We start from the raw sequence: 21,741 nt of genomic DNA, 5'->3' as shown, positions 1-21,741 counted from the left end.
CATCTTCATTTGATAAAGGCTCAACTTTAAGACTGGATGAAAATAAAATTTAAGGCGGAAAAATGTCGATACTGTTACAAATAGCGCTGGTTCTGGCGATTGCACTGTTCATGGTGCCACTGAGCCATAAACTCAGACTGCCAACAGTGCTGGGCTATTTACTGACAGGTTTAATCATTGGGTCGAGTGCCTTAGCGCTGATCTCTGCTCCTGAGGTGATGCAGACTTTTATTCAAATCAGCCTGTTGGCCCTAATGTTCTGGATTGGTCTGCAACTCAGACCACAACGAATTCTTCAGCTTGGGCAACCCCTGTGGTTTATGGCCATTTTACAGGTACTGAGCACGGCCCTGATTTTGAGCCTGCTGGCCTGGTTCTTTCTCGATCAGCATCTGGTTTCCAGCATTGTCATCGGACTGGCCGGCAGCCTCTCTGCCATGACGTTGGTGACCCAGTTTTTAAATAATCAGCAACAACTGGCGACCAGTTATGGTCAATCCGCTTATGCCAACACCCTGATTCATGCACTGATTGCAATTCCTATCATTGCAGCGATTCCGCTTTTTGCTGGGGTCAGTTCAACAGAACATGGCATAGCTTATTTTGCTGCCATGATGGCTACCTTTACTGGCTTATTTCTATGTAACCGCTATTTCATGCAGCCGCTCTATCGCTGGATTGCCAAAAGTGGTCGTCATGAATTGCATAGCATTGTTACCATTGTCATTTTCTTGGGCTTACTAGTCCTGATGGATACGCTGGGACTGAATCTGTACCTGGCAGCATTATTTTCCGGTATGTTACTGGCAGATTCTGATTTCCGGATTTCGATTGAAAAGAGTCTGCAGCCTTTTAGCGGTTTATTGATTGGGTTGGCTTTTATCAGTCTGGGCATGTCATTGCAGTTTGCCGATGTGCTGACGCAACCCGTATTGATTATTGCCGGAACACTTTCGCTGATCCTGATTAAATTTGCGATTACCTTAGGATTGGCACGTTATTATCAGCATAGTTGGCGCAACAGTACGCTACTGGCCGCCAGTGTGGCACAAAGTGGTGAGTTCGCTTTTCTGGCACTCATCATTGCGCTTTCGCAGCAGATCGTTACTCCAACCCTGCTCTCCCCATTGATGTGGATGGCAAGTTTATCCATGCTACTCACACCGGCATTTTACTGGTTATTGCATAACCAGATTCTGCCACGACTGGATCGGCAAAATCATTTGGCAGCGACCTTTGACATTGAAAGCCTTCCACCAAATACCACACCAATTTTATTAATCGGTTTTGGCCGTTTTGGCCAGATCATTGCCCGTATTTTGCTGCAACAGCAGCAAAAATTCAGTGTAATGGACAGCAATATCGAAGCAACTGAATTGCTGACCTCTTACGGTATTACCTTCTATCAGGCCAATGCGACTGAGCCAGAGGCTTTAGCTCAGGCACATCTGGATACGGTTCAGCATGTGATTGTCGCCATTGATGATATTGAAGATTCACTGCTGACCGTCCGACATCTGCGCTTAAATTATCCTGACATGTCTTTATGGGTACGGGCACGTAACCGGCATCATGTCCATTTACTTCAGGAGCTGGGCGTGGAACAAATCTGGCGAGAAACCTATGCTTCTGCACTAGAACTAAGTCAGTGTCTGCTAGTTCAGCTGAGCGGACTGTCTGAAGAACAGGCGCAACAAAAGATCCATGAGTTTCATACTCATGATCAGAAACTGCTCAATCGTCAATTTCATCCGGATACGGAGAGTCCGTTTAATTTCGCAGGCTCAAGGAATACACTGGCAGAACTGGAGCATCTTCTTGCTCAGGATCAGCTAAAAAAAGCACCAGAACAGGATACGGACACGCAACAGGACAACAACGCTTCAGGAATTGATGCCATAAGAGATGATCTGGCATAACTTGTGTTTTACAATAATGCCACCATTAAAGCAGGGTTATGGAGAATTTTATGTCTGATTTACGCCAACGCTTTTTTATTGAAGATAGCCCTGTTCGTGGTGAAGTGGTGCATCTTGAAGAAGCTTTACAAACAATTTTGGCCCAGCGTGACTATGCGCCTGCAGTAAAAATCCTGTTAGGTGAAATGCTGAGCGCCACTGCACTATTGGCCAGCACCCTGAAAATTAAAGGGCGTATCAGCCTACAAATTCAGGCTTCAGGCACATTTAAATGGGCAATGGCTGAATGTAACCATCGCGGTGAAGTACGTGCACTGGCGGATTACGAAGAAGATCCACACTTTCAGGCAGCAGAAGATAGCAGCACAGTTTTAAAATCACTGACTAATCCAGTGCTGTTTATCAATATCGAGCCTGAATTTGGTGAACGTTATCAGGGTATTGTTCCGCTTGATCAGGAAAATCTGGCTGGCTGTCTGATGCAATATTATGACCTGTCTGCCCAGATTCCGACACGTATCGTGCTGGCCAGTGACAACAACCGTGCAGGTGGTTTGCTGATTCAATTGCTACCGCGTAACAGTGAAGAAGAACAACGCCGTGTCGATGAAGACTTATGGCCACGTCTGACCATGCTGACTGAAACATTAAAAACAGAAGAACTGGTCACTCTGGAGGCCAATGAAATTCTCTATCGTTTATATAACGAAGAAGAAGTGCGCTTACCAGAAGTAGAACATTTGCAGTTTGGCTGTACCTGTTCTAAAGAACGTTGTGCGATTGCCTTACAGCAGATTGGTGTAGAATCGGTTCGTGAAACTTTAGAATTCCAGAATCCAATTGAGATGGACTGTCAGTTCTGTAATAGCCGTTATATTTTTACGGCTGAAGAAGCTTTGAGCCTGTTTGGTGAACACCTCAGTTAATAACAGCCCCTGCTCGACTCAAAAAAAGCACTCAATATTGAGTGCTTTTTTCATTTTATATTTTCATAAAATATTGACCAAAATTCCTCATAAAAAAAAGACAAATGTACTTAATTTCAAGCTTGCCTCATGATTAAAATTTGCACACCGATAGAATCAGAAGATCAACGGTATTTTCAAAGTAAAAAAATCAAAAAAAATAAGTGGAAGATTTTAAATGAAATTTCGATATTTAATGGGTGTGATGTTATGTGCTGCGCAGAGCTTCAGCTATGCAGCCGAAATCACGGGGACATGGAAAGCCATTGATGACAAAACGGGCTATGCGCGTGCTGATGTTGAAATCAGTAAACTCAATAATGGTACTTATCAGGGTAAAGTTGTTCGTATCCATGCCATTCCAAATCGTCCTGCACATACCCACTGTTCTAAATGTAAAGGCGCACTGAAAGACGTGCCTATTCTGGGTCTATCTGTCTTATCAGGTCTAAAACCAAATCCAGAAAAGAAAAATGAATTCGTTAATGGTTCAATTCTCGATCCACTAACCGGCAATATCTATAAAAGTAAGGCAACGCTGAATTCCCGAGGTAATGTGCTGACGCTTCGTGGCTATGTAGGTACACCCATGCTCGGACGAACAGTATCCTGGGTGAAAGTCGAATAAATCTCATTTTTTATAAATTCTCATCTGCAAGCTGTCTGGCCAGATCAAAGGCTTGGACAGCTTAAAATCATTATCTTTATCCCATTCCTTATCACGTAAATACTTACTCATTCTCATCATGCTGAATGAACGTAATTTTTAACTCATATTCATTTTTCTTAATTTAATGTGATTATTGACTGGTATTTAGTGGATTTTTCACGCTATATTAATCCCATAATTTTTTTATGCCTTTAAGAAGTTAAATATATTTTCAATAGCATGGGGTAATGTGGCAATGAGATTCAAACTGCTTTGTTCTATCATTCTTACAGCAGCAAGCACCATCAGTCTATCTGCTTTCGCCAACAGTGACCCATTACTTGGCCACTGGAAAACCATTGATGACCGTACTGGTTATTCCCTGGCAGATGTGGTGATTAGTAAGGATGCTCAGAATCACTATATTGCCAAAATTGTGCATGTTCGTGAGATTCCAGGGGCAGCTCGACAGCAGACTTGCACCCTATGCAAAGGCGCATTGAAGGATCAGCCGCTCATTGGACTGACGATGCTTAAGGGACTGAGTAGTCATCCCGAGCATAGCAATGAATTTATTAACGGCACTCTGCTCGACCCGGTTTCTGGACAGCTTTATCAGGCCCGTGCCCGCCTGAAAAATAATGGCAGGCATCTTACCATTCATAGTCGTGCTGAAGGTGCACCGGTCGGACGCAATATGACCTGGATTAAAAACTAGTTTCGAATTCAGATTATTAAGAAAAGCTCCTTAGGAGCTTTTTTATTTTAGGTCATGTGATAATTCACATGAATCTATTAATCTTATGCCAATCTCATCACACTTTGTGCTATTGATTTTGTTACATTTTATGAATAAATTAGAGTAATAAATCTAATACGAATAATCATTGATCAACAGGCATGTTATGAAGAAAATTTTAAGTCGCTTAATGATGGGGATCACATTGGCAACAGCAGCAGGTTTAAGCTTTGCTTCTGAAGATCCACTACTGGGGAAATGGAAGACTATCGATGATCAATCCGGTTATTCTCGTGCTGATGTCGAAATCCGTAAAAAACCAGATGGCAGCTATGAGGGAATTATCGTAGAAACCCGTAGCCTGCCAGGTGCAGAAAAACTGGGAATCTGTAGCAAATGTCCAGGACAGCTTAAGAATAAACCATTTATTGGCTTGCCATTTATCTGGGATTTTAAGGCAGACCCCAAAAAACCTCACGAATTCCATGATGGCAAGATACTTGATCCAATCAGCGGTAAAGTTTACAAAGGTAAAGCACGTTTAAGCGCCAATGGCAAACGCCTGACCCTGCGTGGTTACGTAGGCGTTTCGGTTATCGGACGCAGTGTTACCTGGATAAAATACTAATTTTTGTCAGTTTTCCATGCCCCTGTTTCAGGGGCTTTCTTAATGGTTATGATTTGAAACAATTAAGTACAAATAAAAACTGTTTCCCTTAGCCCAAACTCATAATAATGAATTGAAGACGGTTATTTTTTATTCACACAATGATCTATCTTCAGCTGCAATTCAATCTGCTACGGACTCTGGAACCTCTGGAACGGAGTATCCATGCAACAAGTATTCCTCAATTGATAGGCATGGGTAAATGTGTGTTGCAAACAGCGGATGGTTTGCAAATGACAGATAAAACTATAAAAACAGATGCCCGCCTAGATCTTTGTTTCCCTGCTCAGACTGAGCTGTTCAGGTTCAAGCAGGATTTCCACAGGATAGGAGTTCCTCTTCTAGGCAGGGTGCTGGTTCAACTAGCATCCCATACCGTTAGGGCACAGCGCAGCGGCCATAAAATATTATGGCATTCCCCTACTTCAGGACGACCTTCCTTTCTGAATGTCTCAAGCCTGGCTGTTTAAGGAGTAGAGCTATGACTACAATTCAATATAGAGAAAACTTTTCCAACGGTTATATCCCCTCTGAAATCATAGATGATCGTACCTTTGATTTGTTCCACTTTTCTGAAGCATGTGGCCAAAGTCCGGAATGGGTGATGCAACTCATTGAACATGGAATTTTGCCGAACCGTTCTAAAACGCATCCTGGTACCTTCCTCGGGGAAGATATTACTCGAGCACAACGGGCTTACCGTTTGCAGCGTGATTTTGATGCTTCCTTTAGTGCCGTTGCCATGATGCTGGATCTCATTGATGAAGTGCAGGAATTACGTCGTGAGGTGAAACATCTGCATTTCAAGTAATGCCCTTTAATGTCCGGTCTGCATGAGTTAGATCAATGCGGACTAGGGCATATTTTGCTTTTTTCTTTTATTTTTTGAGTGATAAATATCCCTATGAAAACCAAAGACTGCAATAAAAAGATCAAATATATGTTCCCAGAATACCGTGATTTAATTGTGCAATTACGTGAGGAAAATCCGTACTTTGCCCGACTGTTTGAGGAACATAGTAAATTGGACAAACAGATTAGTCAGCTTGAACTCGATCCAGTCAATCATATCAATGATGATATCGATGCGATTAAACGCAAAAAACTAAAACTGAAAGACGAGATTTATCGCATGCTGAAAAACTCTGAAGCCGATCCGCTTACCTAAATGAGAACAGCTTTCTCAACCAAGAATGTTTCAATATAAGGTTTAATCATCCGTTTTATCTACAATGTGATTATTAAATGATTTCGGTTCTTAAATAAAGAATCTGTCCAAATAAAAAAGCCCGCATGATGCAGGCTTTTTCAGACTTAAAAGTAATCGAATTATGCTTGTTCGATGTCTTTCATGGTCAATTTAATACGACCACGGTTGTCAACGTCAGCAACTTGTACTTTCACTTCCTGACCTTCTTTCAATACGTCAGCCACGTTGGCAATACGTTCGTTAGAGATTTGAGAAATATGAAGCAGACCGTCAGTACCTGGCAGGATGTTCACGAATGCACCGAATTCAACGATACGAATCACTTTACCTGTGTAGATTGTGCCTGGCTCAACTTCAGCAGTCAGTGCCTGGATTTTTGCAATCGCAGCCTGTGCAGCAGCTTTAGTTTCACCAAATACGCGTACTGTACCGTTATCTTCGATGTCAATCGCAGCTTTAGTTTCTTCAGTGATTTGACGAATCGTTGCACCACCTTTACCAATCACGTCACGGATCTTGTCAGGGTTGATGTTGATCACTTGGAAAGTCGGCGCGTGCATAGAAATTTCTGGACGAGCACGTGAAATTACTTGATTCATCGCGTTCAGGATGTGCATACGACCTGCATAAGCCTGGTTCAATGCAACTTCCATGATCTCTTCAGTAATACCTTCGATCTTGATGTCCATTTGTAGTGCAGTAATACCGTTAGCAGAACCCGCTACTTTAAAGTCCATATCACCAAGATGGTCTTCGTCACCCAAGATGTCAGAAAGAACTGCGAAACGTTCACCTTCTTTCACTAGACCCATTGCGATACCCGCAACTGGTGCTTTAAGTGGAACACCGGCATCCATCAATGATAGAGAAGCACCACATACAGACGCCATTGAAGATGAACCATTAGATTCAGTGATGTCAGATACGATACGGATCACGTACGGGAAGCGGTCAGCTGCTGGAAGCACGGCTTGAACACCACGACGAGCCAGACGGCCATGACCGATTTCACGACGTTTAGGACCAGACTCACGACCTGTTTCACCTACAGAATATGCAGGGAAGTTGTAGTGAAGCATGAAGTTGTCAGTTTTAGTACCAGCCAAGGTATCTACCATCAACGCATCACGAGTATTACCCAGAGTAGTAGTGACCAATGCCTGAGTTTCACCACGTGTGAATAATGCAGAACCGTGAGCACGGTCTAATACGCCAACCTGTACATCAAGGGCACGAACAGTTTTAGTATCACGACCGTCAATACGCGGTTTACCAGACAGGATGTTGTCACGTACGGTACGGTATTTAAGATCTTCAAATAATTCGTTTACGTCATCAGCAAGACCAGTTTCGTCACCTTCTGGAACGAACTGAGCTAGCGCTTCTGCTTGAAGTGCATCAAGTGCTGCATAACGGTCTTGTTTCACCGCAATGGTATATGCTTCAGAGATTTTCGCTTCGAATGCTTCTTTCAGTTTTGCACGAAGGTCTTCGTTTTTCTCAGGAGCCACCCAAGTTGATTCTTTCGCACCAGCTGCGGTCGCGAATTCTTTGATTGCTTGGATCGCGATTTGCATTTCATCATGACCGAACAATACTGCACCCAGCATTTGGTCTTCTGAAAGTTCTTTCGCTTCTGATTCAACCATCAGTACTGCAGATTCCGTACCTGCAACGACAAGATCAAGATCACTTTCTTTCAATTGTTCAAAGCTTGGGTTTAGAACGTATTCACCGTTGATCAGACCCACACGTGCCGCACCGATTGGACCACGGAATGGTGTACCTGCAATCGCAAGTGCTGCAGAAGTACCCAGCATTGCTGCAATGTCAGCTTCCATAGTCTTGTCAGAAGATACAACAGTCGCAGTCACCTGGATTTCGTTATAGTAACCTTCTGGGAACAATGGACGAATTGGACGGTCGATCAGACGTGAAATCAGCGTTTCAGCTTCAGATGCACGGCCTTCACGTTTACCGTAACCACCAGGAATACGGCCAGCTGCGTATTGTTTTTCTTGATAGTTAACAGTCAGTGGGAAAAAGTCTTGACCTGCTTTAGCAGTTGGTTGAGCAACAACAGCAACCAATACAGTTACGCCGCCCATAGTAATCAATACAGTATTGGCTTGACGCGCAACACGACCTGTTTCTAGGACAACCTGATGTTGACCAAATTGGAATTCTTTACGAACAATATTAAACATCGACATGTTTTATTTTTTCCTGATTTTATTCTAGTGGAGACCCCTAAGGTTTGGCATTCACATCCAAATGGACGGGTAAATGACAAAGCTTAGAAGCCGACCTCACCAGAAATAAACACTATTTTTAAACACAAAGAAGGAGCGAACATTCGCCCCTTCCCCTGATCTAGCCAAAGGCTAAACCGATTTTAGTTTTCAGCAATAAAGCATAAGGCATGCAATAAACCCGAAAATAAAGTTTAAATCGAATTAACGACGTAAACCTAAAGCACCGATCAATGCAACATAACGACCGTGGTCTTTACCATTTAGGTAGTCAAGAAGCTTACGACGTTGGTTAACCATACGGATCAGACCGCGACGGCTATGGTGGTCGTGTTTGTGCTCTTTGAAGTGACCTTGTAAGTCATTGATTTGAGCAGTTAAAAGAGCTACTTGAACTTCTGGTGAACCAGTGTCGTTTTCAGCGCGAGCAAATTTAGCAATGATCTCTGCGCGATCTGCGTTTGTTAAAGCCATTCGATTTCTCCGAGATGCTTATATATCTTGATAAAAATCAAAGTAATGAGAATTCAATACATTGACTGCCGTGCATCACTACAGCAAGTTGCATATTTTAAGGGAAATTGCGTCAGATTGCAAAAATAGATCATGAATTTTGAGGGTGTCGGCTGCCAGATGTCTTTGCTTATTTACTGATATGAAGAAATCCCATATGGTTCAATTTACACATAATTTCAGGAATTAGACCTGATCTGGCTTATGAGGAGCTGTTTAGATAACTGCAGAAATTAACTGATCTTTTTATATTTAAAATATTTCTGGTCGCGCTTAGAAATAAATGATAAAAAAAAGCCCGAGTAAACTCGGGCTTTTTCGCGCTGTAGTTTCTTCTATTATCATTTTTTATTTATTGTTTTTTTAGTGCGTTTTACGCTTTATTATTTTCAAATCTTCCTGACTAAAAATAACTTCCTTGTGTGGTAGATTTTGCCATATTGTCGAAATGCTCATAGAGGCATTTATCCTCACTCGCTGTAAGCCATTGCGTACAAAATTGTCATCGAAATTTGCAAAATATTACACTTATATATCTTTTAATTACACTATTTACTTAAATTTACTTATTCTGCCAACTTAATTGAACTATAAGATTACGGCAAAATTCCATTAACGGCAGATATAAAAAAGCCTTGTAGTCTCTCCCAAAACTACAAGGCTTAGCGGCTGTAAGTTTCCTCTTTCACTTACTTCACTGTAAGTTCGCTGTCTGGTGACATTCTTGTTCTTATTATGCGATTTATACCCAACTTTCCGTGTTGAGTTCTTTTGTGTGACCAATCTTCTCAAAAACCGAGTAAAAGCTCCATGCGCCAATTTCCTGAATCCATGTAAGCATTTACCTACAACAGTTATTTATTTTTTGCCAATAGATTGTTGCATTGTTCAAGTATTTTTTCGCTTAAGCCACTCTTTCGTGTGGTTCTGACGCATAGCGCTTGTGTAAACGCGTCGCGATCTACCAGTAAGCTCACAACTTTTTTGGCCCGGGTAATCGCTGTATAAATCAGTTCCTTACTCAGCAAATTTTTGGCCTGTTGATCGAGTACTACAGCCGTATGAGTAAATTCTGAACCTTGCGATTTATGAATCGTCAAAGCAAATGCCGTTTCGATACTTTTCGGTAAGCGGGTCGCCAGCACCCATTTTTCTAAGCTCGGGAAATACACTTCAAATTGTGACTGTCCTTCTTGTTCTCTCCAGAAACAGATGCCAATATCACCATTGGACAGACCCAGCTGATAATCGTTATAAGTCATCATCACTGGTCGACCGGTATACCAGTCGCCCTGTTTTAACTTGCCTACACTGGCCAGAAAACGCTGTTCAATCTGCTGATTGATTTTATTCAAACCCAGATCACCATGCCGAATTGCGGTGAGAATCCGGTAATCATCAAAGTACTGAATTGCCTGCTGCACATATTGCTCGAAACCAGCCTGATCCTGAGCCAGCTTGATCGCGTCTGCATAACCCTGATAGCCATACATCAGTTGATCATAATATGGGTCTAACTGTAGACCTGTAGTTGGGTTTATTTCTGGCAAATATTGCAGTTGCAGCTGGTCAATCTCTACCTGATCCAGTGCAATTGCTTGCAGCTCACTCGCAGCAACCACTTGCTGTTCAAACTGGTTTAAAACCGATGCTGGAACATGTTCCTGCTGGATAAAGTGCGCCATCGCACCAATCCGGGCGCCTGAAGCAAAACGGCGTGTCGTGATTAAATTGACCCGATTATCTGCCAGAACAGAAGTCTGCTGTAAATCTGCCAGTACAGTGCCGACATCCACCGAGGCCAGCTGGTCTGCATCGCCTAATAAAATTAAGCGGGCTGAATCTGGCACTGCAGCAAGAAGCATCTGCGACAGGCTTAAGTCCAACATGGATGCTTCATCAACCACGATCACATCATAGGGTAAAGGCTGCTTGGCATGAAACCGTGGGCGTCCCAACCGCCCCAAGCCCAGTAAGCGGTGCAAAGTAACGGGTTGAACCTGCTTTAAAGCCTCCAGTTCAAAAGCTTGTAACTTTTCACTATATAAAGCTTTTTGCAAGGCTTCTTGCATCCGCTGTGCAGCTTTACCCGTCGGAGCGGCCATCGCAATCCGGATATTAGGCAAGGCTTCATGCAGTACAGCAATCATATGTGCCAAGGTGTAGGTTTTACCAGTTCCTGGTCCACCGGTAATAATATTCAGCCCCTGCTTGGCGACCATTTCCAGCGCTTGCTTTTGCTGTGGATCTGTCAGGAGATTACGATCACGCTCATTTAAATCAACCGGCATGATGGCTTGAGACTTGATCCGGGCGATCTCTGTAGCGACTGCCTGCTCCAGCTGCCAGTAGCGGTATAAATACAACTGCTGGTTTTCAAAAATAAAAGGTGCAATGCCTTGAGCCTGCTGGCTACGATCCAATACCAAATGATGCAATAGAGCTTTTTGCTCGGCACTAGCCGGAATACAACTATTGCCCTCCTGCATCGCTTCAAGGAGCTGCTGAATCAGCAATTTTGCGGCAGCATCAAAGGTCGCCGAACTGAACGGTGGCTGACATAGATAGTCAATCCAGGCCATTAAATGGGCTGATTGCTGAGACACGTGAATTTGCTCATTTTCCACACAGTTATCCTCAAAGTTATCCACAGGATAATCTTCTGTTTAAACTCTTAAAATTTTATAAATCATCAAAATTATGCTGATTTTTTCTGCTCAAAATAGCCCAGAATTTCATCCAGTTTCAGAATAAATTCCAGACCAGGCTGCCAGTGATAAGCGCCTTGTTCAGCCTGACCATTCATACCGCGCAAATACAGATAAGTCGCCCCACCCAGATGCTGCTGCATGTCATATCCCTGCATGTTCACGCTTAGATAACGATGCAATGCCACCAGATATAAGGCCGCTTGCAGCCAGTAACTGGAGTGGGTCATATTCTGCTGGATGGCCTCGGCCGTGTAATGCTGCTGATCCGGCCCGAGAAAATTGCTTTTATAATCGGCAATATGATAACGCTGGCCATCAAAATAAACCAAATCGATAGAACCGGTCAGATAGCGTGCCGATTTTGCCTCATTAAAATCAGGCATGAGAATATCATGCTCGGCAAACAGTTGCTGGATCTGACGAATCTGTAACGGTGCATCGGTTAAAGACAGATAAAACGGAAACTCGGACAGATACGCACCTTGCTGCAACTGTTCCAGGCTGAAGTCTTCCTGTAGGGGTGCAGCCAGAATTTCTTTGAGCCAGTCATGAACCCGATTGAGTAGAAGATCCTCAGTCATCTCATCAATGAAATGATCGAATGCCTGCTGAAAAACGGCTTCTACATCCAGTTGCGCTGCTGTCTCAGCAGGCGTCATCTGCGCTATTTCCTGTTCGAAAAACTGGATAAAAGGTTCATCATCCAGTTCTGTAAAATAGCGCTGAAACTGCCCTAAGAAGTTCAACCATTCAGAGTGATCGAATGTTTGAGCGGAACGGAAAAATTGCTGCCATTCCTGACGATAAGCTTCACTCTGATTATGCAGGCGAATTCCGGTCAGGATTTTATAATTCAGGCTGGAGAGTACTTTTTGCATACTCTGCTGCAATTTTTCCGGCTGCATTTGACCTTGACGGGCCACCTGACTGAACAGGGTCTGTAAATTCACACAGGCCGTCTGATAGCTCGGGGTAAATGCCTGCTGTAACAATGGACGAATATGAAAGGCCTGATGAAATTTCTCTTTCAGTTCCTGCCAGATTTGTGGCGCCGTATTTTTAAAACGACGACGGATTTCCAGATTCCAGTAGCTGCGATCCTGAAAATCGATATGCTCAAAAATACTGTGCAGGAAGGTTCCGGCCACCGTGCCTTTAGGAAAATTCAGCTTGATCCAGTCCAGTGGTTGGCTGGCTACCTGCTGTTCCAGTTCCAGCAGATTCATTTCATCTGCGGCACTGTCCGGACGTTCAGAAGCAATGACCAGATCATCCTGCAATATTGCCTGATGCGGGAGATGCTGTGACAGTGCAGTAAAACTGGTTTTAGTCCGCGGATAGAACTGTCGCTCCGGTAAAGGATGAGCCTGCATCTGTAACGGTGCTTCTGTCTGTTTTGCCACAATTCTAGGCGGCTCAGAAGCCAGAGGTTGTTCCAGCAGACTTAGGGCATGCTGAAAGGCCGCCTCACCTTGTCCACGCCAGAATGCCAGGCCTGAATCCGCCTGTCCGCTCTGATCTTGCAGCATGGCATAAACCCGGTGACTGGCCCGGGTCAGTGCCACATACCAAAGCCGGTGATTTTCTGCGGCATTACGGGCCGCATTTTGCAAAATCGCCTGCTCATGCAAGTCCTTATGATTAACTGCAATCACCCGGGATTGTTCCAGTACATTTTCCGCGGCTGACAGGGAAAAGTTCAGATTTCCTTTATTCACATCAAAAGGTGCATCGGCACCTAACAGGAACACCACTTTAAATTCCAGACCTTTGGAAGCATGGATGGTTAAGAGCTGTACCCCATGATCGCCAGAGAGTTTTCGCTCTTTTTCGTTATCCTTGCCTGAAGGTGATTGCAACTGACGCAAATACCAGTGATACAGCTTTTGAGCACCCTGATAATATTCACTTTGCTGACACAGGATCTCGGTTAGGTGACGTAAATTCACCACCACCCGTTCATTGTCCAGGCTCTGGCTTGCAACCAGATTGGTCCAGACCTGAAACAGGTTTAAGGCATAATTCCAGGCCGTCAGAAACCCTTTTTCAAACCACATTTCCCGGATAGCATCAAAGTCTGCAATATAACGGCTCAGACCTTCGCTCTGCTCTTGCAGTTCGATTAACTTTTTCAGGTTAAAGCCCAATAAACGGGTCAATAAAGCACGTTTGACTTTGGCTTCGTTAAAAGGCTCCATGATCGCGGTCAGAACAGCTGCAACATCCTGAGCCACCGGACTGGCAAAGACGCTCTGCTTAGATTCCTTATAACAGGGAATCCCCATGCGTTGCAGACGCTGCTTGACCTGTTCCAGCGCATAATGGCCAAAACTGAGAACTGCAATATCATCCGCTTTTAAGTGCTGAACGTTGTCACCCTGCTGGAAATACAGTTGCTGCTGTTCAGACTGATTCAATAACTGGCGGATTTTCCAGACCACCTGATCCGCTTCAACATCCTGTTCACCGAGTTGAATCCAGCGCAGTGGATGCGGATTGCTCAGCGTTTTATCGATTAAATCCGGATGTGGCCGGCTCCCCGCCTGAATCAGGGTGTAATGCACCTGTTCACCAAAATCCATCTGGCGTTGAAACAACGCGTCCACCACCTCGACCAGAGGTTTTACCGAGCGATGGTTCTGGATCAGAGTATATTCACGGCCCTGCTTTTGCAGCACATCGGCACGCGCCTTGTTATAGGTCAGCATGTCGCCGCCACGGAAACCGTAAATCGCCTGTTTCGGATCGCCCACCATGATCATACAGCCAGCTTTGACCCGATTCGGATCACGCCAGATTTTAGCCAGCAGATCATCCTGATCCTGATTGGTATCCTGAAATTCATCGACCAGAATGAGTGGATAACGTGCCTGTACAAACTGGGCAAAACGCTGACCTTGCTGTCCCTGTAAAGCTTCAGCCAGAGTACGGATTTGTTGGGAAAATGTGGTTTCACCCTGTTTTTGCAGGGTTTGTGGCAGACGGTTCTGCACACTACGAATAATATGATATTCCAGATAGGTGGTCAGCTGCTTCAGCTGTGCATCCATCTTTTCTTTGAATTCGCACAATCCATCAATGGCCTGAATCAGGCTATGTTGCAGAATCTTCTGCTGCTCTGCTTCCGGACAGCTTTTGTTAAACACTTGTGTCGTCGGCTGAAAATCGGTTTTCTTGCGGCGCAAATAACACAGATTCAATAAGATCGCATGCAGTTCTGGATCAAAAAAGCTCATCACACCTTTGGTTTTCAGTGCCGCCATCCAGGTCATAAAGTTTTCACAGACATCACTTAATCTGGTGAAAAAACTCTTATGAAAATACTTGGGAGAATTCTGGCAATACTCCCGAATGATCTCAATTTCATGTTCATGTACATCGAACAGGCGCTGAATGCAGTGCTCTAGTTCAGCTAGATCCCATTCGACTTTTTCTACCTTCTGAAAGTATTGCACACGGAAATTTAGAGCATCACGAACTAGTCCAGTATAGTGTTCTACTGGTTTCAACAGGTTTTGCAGATATAGATGATTGACCATATACTGCGGCTGCTGCTGGATCCATTCTCGTAGCACATCATGAATCAGCTGCTGGATATATAGGTCCTGATCTTCAGTCAGTTCGGCCCGTTCAATCTTGCCGCTTTCAAAGGCAAATTCACGTAATAATTTCTGGCTAAAGCTGTCCAGTGTCCCGACAAACAGCTCATCTAGCTGGTTCAGTACCAGACGTAAACGGCGCCGGGCATAGTCCATGCGTGAGCCATAATCTTTCAACACCTGCTGAAATAGTGGATCCGATTCAGTCTGGATTTTGGCGGTGATTTCGACCGAATTCAGCTCCTGATGACGCTGAATGAAGGCTAGCGTTTCCTCGACTCTGAGACGTACCCGGTTTTTCAGTTCAGCTGTGGCTTTACGGGTAAAGGTTGTGGCAATCACCTGATGCGGATAATACTGATCCAGAAAAATCCGCACCATCAAACTGGATAAGGTATAGGTCTTACCCGTCCCCGCCGAAGCTTCAATCCAGTGCAGGCCGCTAAAGCGCATGTCCTGAATCGGATTGGTTGAAATCTTTTTACTGCTCTGGTTCGGTAACATGGTCATTGTTCTTTTATCCATTCCAGATGTTCATGAATCGGCGCATATAGCGCATGGGCAAAGTCATGGCAACAGCGTTGCAAGGCCAGATCCGGGTCCTGATCCTGCAAAATAAACTGCCAGTCCTGATGCAACTGGCTGGATTCATCGCTGGCCAAAGGCTTGGCACTTTCATAGCTGTTGTTCCAGGCTTTTAGCAGTTCCTGCATCTCGGCAATGGTGATCTGTCCCTGTTCATTTTCGGTCCATTCCCAGGCCTTTTTCATCAGCAATTCGGCAGGCAATACCAGCGGCTGGGTCTGTCCGATTTCCCAGGCTTTCAACCAAGCCTGTAAATGATGACGTGCCTGACTAGAACGCAGCCCGGAGAACTTCAGGGTTTTATTACTAAAAATGACAATCCGTTCCAGCTGCGGAGACAGTTCATCATTGTTCAGATAGGCCAGCCAGAGCAAATATTCCAGCCAGACCTGTGCCCGACGTTTTTCCGAAGCGGAGGAAGACTGCATACTCAGCCAGTAACTGCTGTGCGGCACTTGCGGCAAGGTAATATGAATCAGCAATTCAGGATTATATTGCCAGGTTTGCTGCGTTACAGGTGTCAGCTCTTTATTCAGCTGCAATAAACGTTCTTTTAGCGATTGTTGTTCCTGCTGACTGCTGAGCCAGGTCGCTTCCTGAGTTTTTCCGACCGGTAAGCGGTCCAACATCAGCTGTGGCTCAATCTCTTGATCTTGTTGTAATAGGAAATCACGGACCTGATACTGTTCCAGTTTATTCAGCAATAAGGGTTCTCGTGAACTTGGCAGATCGGCATATCTCACACTGGAAACACCGATACTTTTCAGGAATAGACGTGCTGGGAAAATCATGTCACGAATCCACTCATCCCCTTTCAGCACCCGGATTTCTTTCTGCATCAAGGCCGGATAATGAGCATTGATCCAGCTGCTGCGCTTGCCCTCTGCACTGCGAATATATTCTGCTACAGCAAACCACTGGGTCTGATAACGTGGAGTATGAGATTCGACGTAACCGATCGGATCGAACGGCTGTAGTGGATGCACATGATAGAGCTGACGGATATGCTTGGCCACGCTCAAACCATTCATCTCAACCGTTTCATCGACTTCAGCATCGGGCTGGTCTGACTGGCAAATCAAGGCAATATGCTGGATCAGTTCCTGCAATGAAGTGGATGGATCACGCGCTTCACCATCATCAACATCAAAGCCATTATAGAACAGCCATAAATTGTTCTGTGCCAGTAGCAATGCATCCAGAAAAGCGCCTTGGTCATCATCCAGACGGGAACGATCGCCCAGTTGCGGCTTCAGACTGTTCATCAGGTCAAATGGCACCTGCTGATTCCGGCTCGGAAATTTACCGGTATCCAGATTCAGCATCACCACCAGCTTATACGGCAACGGACGGATCTGGCCGATTTGACTAAAGGTAATTTGTCCGGTCGGCTCGGCCTGATCCAGCTGCATCTCCAACGTATTCTGAATTTCTTCCAGTACATAAGGCAATGGCAGACTTAAGGCGACCAGCTCCTGGCTGGCCTGCGGATCATCCTGATCGTGATAATCGGCCAACGTCAGCATCCGCATCTGCTTGTCAATGATTTCTGCGACCGTCTTTAAGGACTCGACGCCGGCTTCACGGAACTCATTCAAGTCTTCACGCAGATATTCCAGCCAAGTTTTTACCGGGGTACGTTGTTCCTGTTCATGCAAAATCAGCCAGTCACGGCGCTGTACCAGATCCTGATAAATCTGGATTAAAGTCGAGATGAGAGGGAAATCACTACTCAAGACCCGAGCATAGCTTAAGGTATCCTGAAACAGGGCATGTTCCGGAACTGCAAGCCCGAGTGCCAGCCGATCCAATGCAAATTTAAAACTGAAGCGGTAATCTTCATCGCCTGCAGTCAGGCTTTGCTGTAAATGCTGCTGATCCAGACCGCGTTTAAAGCCCGCTTCGCCCAGTAACTGCAACATGCGCTCAACTTGCGCGTAGTCCAGCGCATATAGTTGCTGGGTCGCATTCAGGCTGAGCCAGTCGGCAAAATCTTCGATACTGAAACGTCGATGCACCAGCTGAATCCGGCCCAGTACCGCGCGCCAGGCATTGCTGACATCGAGTCGGGACACCCCGGCAATCTGGATTGGCAGATATAGGTTGTCTTTTTGCAGACGCTGGCTATGGCCTTCCCGTTCTCGCGGTGGTGGTGCAAAGACACTCCGGATCGCCGGCTCCAGCTCTTTCAGGTTCGGGGCCAGCACCAGAATATCGCTCGGCTGACGTGGGGCATCTTCCGTGCCTTGGGCCAGCCAGTGAATCATCTGTTCTTTTAAGACTTCCAGCTGGCGCAGTGAGGAATGACAGACATGAATCTGTACCGAATCATCGTCGGGTTTGAGCGGATACTGGTGTTTTTCCGGTTCCAGCAGGTACAAAATATCCGACTGGATTTTGGCCAGTAACTTATCCTGATATTCATCCACGAAAGCATCGGCCCAGAGACCTTCTTCACCTGAAGACAGTTTGGACAATAACGAGAAATGATCACGTGCCTGCTTGCCAAAGCGGGTCAGCAAGGGATGACGCGATTCTCGGTCTTCGGCATTAAAGTTCAACTGAAAGGCTGCAAAGAAATGCTGGATTTCGGTATCAGTCGGCAAACGTCCCTGAGATTTTTCAAATTTCTTGATGAAACGTTCCTGCACGCCAAGGTCATAACGTGCTTTCCAGTCTGGATCGACACTATCGGCCCAGTATTCCTGTGACGGGTTAAAGTGGAAAATATAAATATCGATGTATTGACCGAGACGGCGCAAGAAATCCAGCTGACTCGGTGGCAATTCTAGCAAGGTAAAGACCACGACCTGTTCTGGCAAACGTTTTAAAGCCTGTACCTGAGTATCTTCATTTTCCAGACGTTCCCAGTACATCTGTTCGATGTCCAGAATCTTGGCATAATCATCCTGAAAGACATGCTGCCACAACCAGCGCTGCCAGGCTTCCAGTTCGCGTGCCTGAATCTTGACGAAGTCTGCCACCGGAATTTCATGGCCATTTTCATCTTTAGGAATATAGATCATATGCTCAACATCGAGCGCAATATCCTGCCCCCAGGACGCCAGCCAGTTAGTGGGACAACGACATTCCTGTGGTGGGCAATTCCGCGCGCAATAACCACGATAATCCATATAATGGCTAAACAGGCGCGAGACCTGTTCGGATACCCAGTACAGCATGCTTTGTTTTTTCAGCTGCTTCTCTATGCCCTGTTCCAGACGATCTGCGCTGTCATAAATCCGTTTGATAATCGAATACAGTGGATGATCGATCTCTAATGGAATCTGCTCAGGCAAAATGCATTTACGTAATGCCTGAAATACCCGCCATTTAATAATAATTCGGGGAATATTGGCTTCACGAACCTGTTCGACTTCTTTGGGATTATTCAGCACCCACTGATAGGAAGTCCACTGAAAGGCACGGATCCGATGATGAAACTGGGTATTGGCACTGATGCCCTTTTTCTCGGCAATTTTTTGGGTCAGCCAGGCCTCGACTGCAGGAGATGGCACAATAAAATGCCGCGGCTGTAACACAGCCAAGGGATTTTTTGCGCTCTGATTAACGATACGCAGCATACTATCCAAAAGCACATCAATGCGTTGACTCTGAATAACATGAATTGCCATCGTTTCCCCTGAAAAATGAGATGGAGCAGTACTACAAAATGATAAAGATTATTTACTATACTTACCGAACTGTCTATGTCACTTTAAAACTCATACTTCAGTCAAAAAAGTTCTTTGAAAAAAGCATCTTATTGATGTTTGAACAGAAAAAAACAACATCTAGCTTTAGGTAATGCCCATGAAATTAGACAAAATTCCAGATCGTATCGATCCAAGTTTAGATTTAGACAGAATTCGCAACGAGTGCTTAGAGCTAACCAAAAAACGTGCCTATTATTCTGCCGGAGCAGCTGTGATTCCGGTGCCATTTCTGGACGTGGTCATTGATGTCGGCATTCTGTCGCAACTGATCCCGGAGATCAATGCCCGCTTTGGTCTAGCCCCTGAACAGATCAGTGTGTTTGATCCTGCAACCAAACAGGTGCACTGGAATGAACTGCGTAAACGCGGAATCGAGTTTTCCGGTCTGGTGGTAGCACGTACAGCAGTCAAAAAATCTTTGAACAATGTTGCAGCGAAAGTGATCACAAAGCAAGTCACAAAATTCATTCCACTCGGTGGTCAACTGGTAGCCGCGAGCCTCGGTTATTTTGTCATGAAAAAAATTGCTGAAGCGCATGTGGAAGATTGCTATCGCACAGCAAAAAATATTCAGCAAAAACAGATTGCTCAAGGCAAATAAATTTCCCGCCCCATTTTTTATCCCCAAACTTTTCAAAACTCAGGCAGATTAATCTGCCTGAAGCTGCTTTAAAATTGTTTTTAAAATTTCGACCCGAGCGGTGTTTTTATCATCAGTGGCAATAATGTGCCACGGTGCCTGTTCTGTCGACGTACGTTCAAACATGTCGGCTGCTGCTTCTAAATAATCATCCCAACGTTCCCGATTACGCCAGTCTTCATCAGTGATTTTAAAGCGCTTATGTGGGGTGTCTTCACGCGCCTTGAAACGGGCGGCCTGCTCTTCTTGGGAAATCGCCAGCCAGAATTTAATAATTACGGTTTGATGGTTAATCAGGCTCTGTTCAAAACGGTTAATTTCATCATAGGCCCGCTGCCATTCTGCCGGACTGGCAAAACCCTCTACCCGTTCTACCAGCACCCGACCATACCAGGAACGGTCAAAAATACAGATATCATCATCAGTTTGCAGCTTGTTCCAGAAACGCCATAAATAAGGACGATTCAGTTCATATTTTTCGGGCGCACCGATGGTCTGGATTTCATATTCACGGGGATCCAGCTTTTTCACAATCCGCTTGATCGCTCCGCCTTTGCCTGCTGCATCCATCCCTTCAAACAGCAAAATCACATTGCGTGGGTCTGAGCGCAGCGCCTTGGCCACCTGAGGAGACAGTTTTTTCAGTTCCGCCTTATAGTCCTCTGTCTTGGCAAGCTCTTGCGAAGGATGCTGCAATAATTCTGGAATTTTGGCTTGCTTCCATCGTCCTTTGGCTCGAACCGGATGATTCGGGCAATGTCTTAGCGCCTGCAAAATATGCTGCGCAAACTGCTGGTCACGCCGTTTTTCATCTTCTCCATCAATGATCAGCCAGTCGTCGTCTTTAGTAAACCGCTCTCGCAAACGCTGCACGGTGTCGTACTTTTTTTTGTCGCGCCAGTCCAGGCCATGCAGTTTGTGCCACTGCATTTCACTCGGATCCATCTGATCCAGGCGTTTTTGTAGCGTTTTCCAAGGCAAGTCGAACCAGACCTTGACCACATCAACATAGTTATTTTTTAGATCCTGCTCAAAGACACGCATATCTTCCAGATAGGCATCAAACTGGGCATCATCAATGGCACCAGTCTGCATGGTGGTTCTGAGCAGATCGCTGTACCAGTTACCAAACAAGACCATGATCTGGCCTTGGGCAGGAATAAACCGTGTATAAGGTTGCCAGAAGGTCTGTTTTTCTCCTAATACTTGCGGCTGATCGGCCTTCACCTGCAAATAACGGGGATCTACCCATTCACGTAACTGTTTGACTGCTTCGCCCTTACCTGCCAGCTCGATTCCATTGACCAGAACAATCAGGCTTTTGCCATTTTTCTGACCTTGGGTTTTTCTCAGATCATACTGGGCATTGATCAATACAAGGGATAGCTCGTCTTCATCCATTAACTGGAAAATTTGTTCTTCTGTACGCATGGAGATCCCTCATCTTTTATTCTTGTGGGCAGTATAGCGAGGAGTCTGAACGCAAAAATAGCATTAGCAACGTTTTTCACACGATTAGATTGTCTGTTTAAACAGCAAATTGACATTCAAATAAGGAATCATTGTTCAATTTGTC

General features: G+C 45.0%; 14 protein-coding genes. 8 read left to right on the top strand and 6 right to left on the bottom strand.

Translation table 11 applies throughout. From position 1 onward, the window contains the following. Positions 1-62 precede the first annotated feature (62 nt). The 7 genes from FTV34_RS08300 to FTV34_RS08270 all read left to right on the top strand — a co-directional run bounded on the left by FTV34_RS08300 (position 63) and on the right by FTV34_RS08270 (position 6,107). Positions 63-1,919: a cation:proton antiporter gene (locus FTV34_RS08300; protein WP_180018221.1), complete on the top strand. Its 1,857-nt coding sequence runs from the start codon at positions 63-65 to the stop codon at positions 1,917-1,919. Positions 1,920-1,969: 50 nt separating this feature from the next. Continuing rightward, complete coding sequence (gene hslO / locus FTV34_RS08295) at positions 1,970-2,845, top strand: Hsp33 family molecular chaperone HslO (RefSeq protein WP_004781734.1); 876 nt, start codon at positions 1,970-1,972, stop codon at positions 2,843-2,845. A gap of 217 nt (positions 2,846-3,062) precedes the next feature. Continuing rightward, on the top strand, positions 3,063-3,512 hold the full coding sequence (locus FTV34_RS08290; protein ID WP_180025243.1) for a DUF2147 domain-containing protein: 450 nt from the start codon (positions 3,063-3,065) through the stop codon (positions 3,510-3,512). A 277-nt stretch (positions 3,513-3,789) separates the two neighbouring features. Further along, positions 3,790-4,251 carry a DUF2147 domain-containing protein gene (locus tag FTV34_RS08285; RefSeq protein ID WP_180025242.1) on the top strand — a complete coding sequence of 154 codons (462 nt, stop codon included), beginning with the start codon at positions 3,790-3,792 and terminating at the stop codon, positions 4,249-4,251. 187 nt (positions 4,252-4,438) lie between these two features. Continuing rightward, the gene (locus tag FTV34_RS08280; RefSeq protein WP_179991984.1) at positions 4,439-4,900 is read left to right on the top strand and encodes a DUF2147 domain-containing protein; all 462 of its coding nucleotides are present in this window, start codon (positions 4,439-4,441) and stop codon (positions 4,898-4,900) included. A gap of 520 nt (positions 4,901-5,420) precedes the next feature. After that, positions 5,421-5,750, top strand: coding sequence for a chaperone modulator CbpM (locus FTV34_RS08275; RefSeq protein WP_180025240.1), 330 nt, complete (start codon positions 5,421-5,423; stop codon positions 5,748-5,750). Positions 5,751-5,843: 93 nt separating this feature from the next. Next, positions 5,844-6,107, top strand: a complete 264-nt coding sequence (locus tag FTV34_RS08270; RefSeq protein WP_180025239.1) for a YdcH family protein — start codon at positions 5,844-5,846, stop codon at positions 6,105-6,107. Between the two features lie 161 nt (positions 6,108-6,268). Here the strand turns inward: FTV34_RS08270 and pnp are convergent, their stop codons facing one another. The 5 genes from pnp to FTV34_RS08245 all read right to left on the bottom strand — a co-directional run bounded on the left by pnp (position 6,269) and on the right by FTV34_RS08245 (position 19,444). Further along, positions 6,269-8,356 carry a polyribonucleotide nucleotidyltransferase gene (pnp, locus tag FTV34_RS08265; RefSeq protein WP_171505581.1) on the bottom strand — a complete coding sequence of 696 codons (2,088 nt, stop codon included), beginning with the start codon at positions 8,354-8,356 and terminating at the stop codon, positions 6,269-6,271. 249 nt (positions 8,357-8,605) lie between these two features. Beyond that, positions 8,606-8,875: a 30S ribosomal protein S15 gene (gene rpsO, locus FTV34_RS08260; protein WP_004637724.1), complete on the bottom strand. Its 270-nt coding sequence runs from the start codon at positions 8,873-8,875 to the stop codon at positions 8,606-8,608. Positions 8,876-9,768: 893 nt separating this feature from the next. Continuing rightward, the gene (gene recD, locus FTV34_RS08255; protein WP_368856407.1) at positions 9,769-11,541 is read right to left on the bottom strand and encodes an exodeoxyribonuclease V subunit alpha; all 1,773 of its coding nucleotides are present in this window, start codon (positions 11,539-11,541) and stop codon (positions 9,769-9,771) included. Positions 11,542-11,612: 71 nt separating this feature from the next. Continuing rightward, entirely contained in the window at positions 11,613-15,734 is a 4,122-nt protein-coding gene (locus FTV34_RS08250) for a UvrD-helicase domain-containing protein (protein ID WP_180025246.1), read from the bottom strand. After that, positions 15,731-19,444, bottom strand: a complete 3,714-nt coding sequence (locus tag FTV34_RS08245) for an exodeoxyribonuclease V subunit gamma (protein WP_180025238.1) — start codon at positions 19,442-19,444, stop codon at positions 15,731-15,733. Before FTV34_RS08245 ends, FTV34_RS08250 begins: the two co-directional genes overlap by 4 nt. Positions 19,445-19,622: 178 nt before the next feature. Here FTV34_RS08245 and FTV34_RS08240 point away from each other — a divergent pair, with 178 nt between their 5' ends. Further along, positions 19,623-20,126, top strand: a complete 504-nt coding sequence (locus FTV34_RS08240; RefSeq protein ID WP_159123426.1) for a hypothetical protein — start codon at positions 19,623-19,625, stop codon at positions 20,124-20,126. A 48-nt stretch (positions 20,127-20,174) separates the two neighbouring features. Here the strand turns inward: FTV34_RS08240 and FTV34_RS08235 are convergent, their stop codons facing one another. Next, a complete protein-coding gene (locus FTV34_RS08235) occupies positions 20,175-21,596 on the bottom strand; it encodes a phosphate--AMP phosphotransferase (RefSeq protein ID WP_180025237.1) in 1,422 nt (473 codons plus the stop codon). Positions 21,597-21,741: the final 145 nt, after the last annotated feature.

The sequence above is a fragment of the Acinetobacter sp. YH16038 genome (assembly GCF_013417275.1).
GTDB lineage: Bacteria > Pseudomonadota > Gammaproteobacteria > Pseudomonadales > Moraxellaceae > Acinetobacter.
Note: the sequence above shows the minus strand (reverse complement) of the source record. Positions and strands in the feature narration are given on the sequence as shown.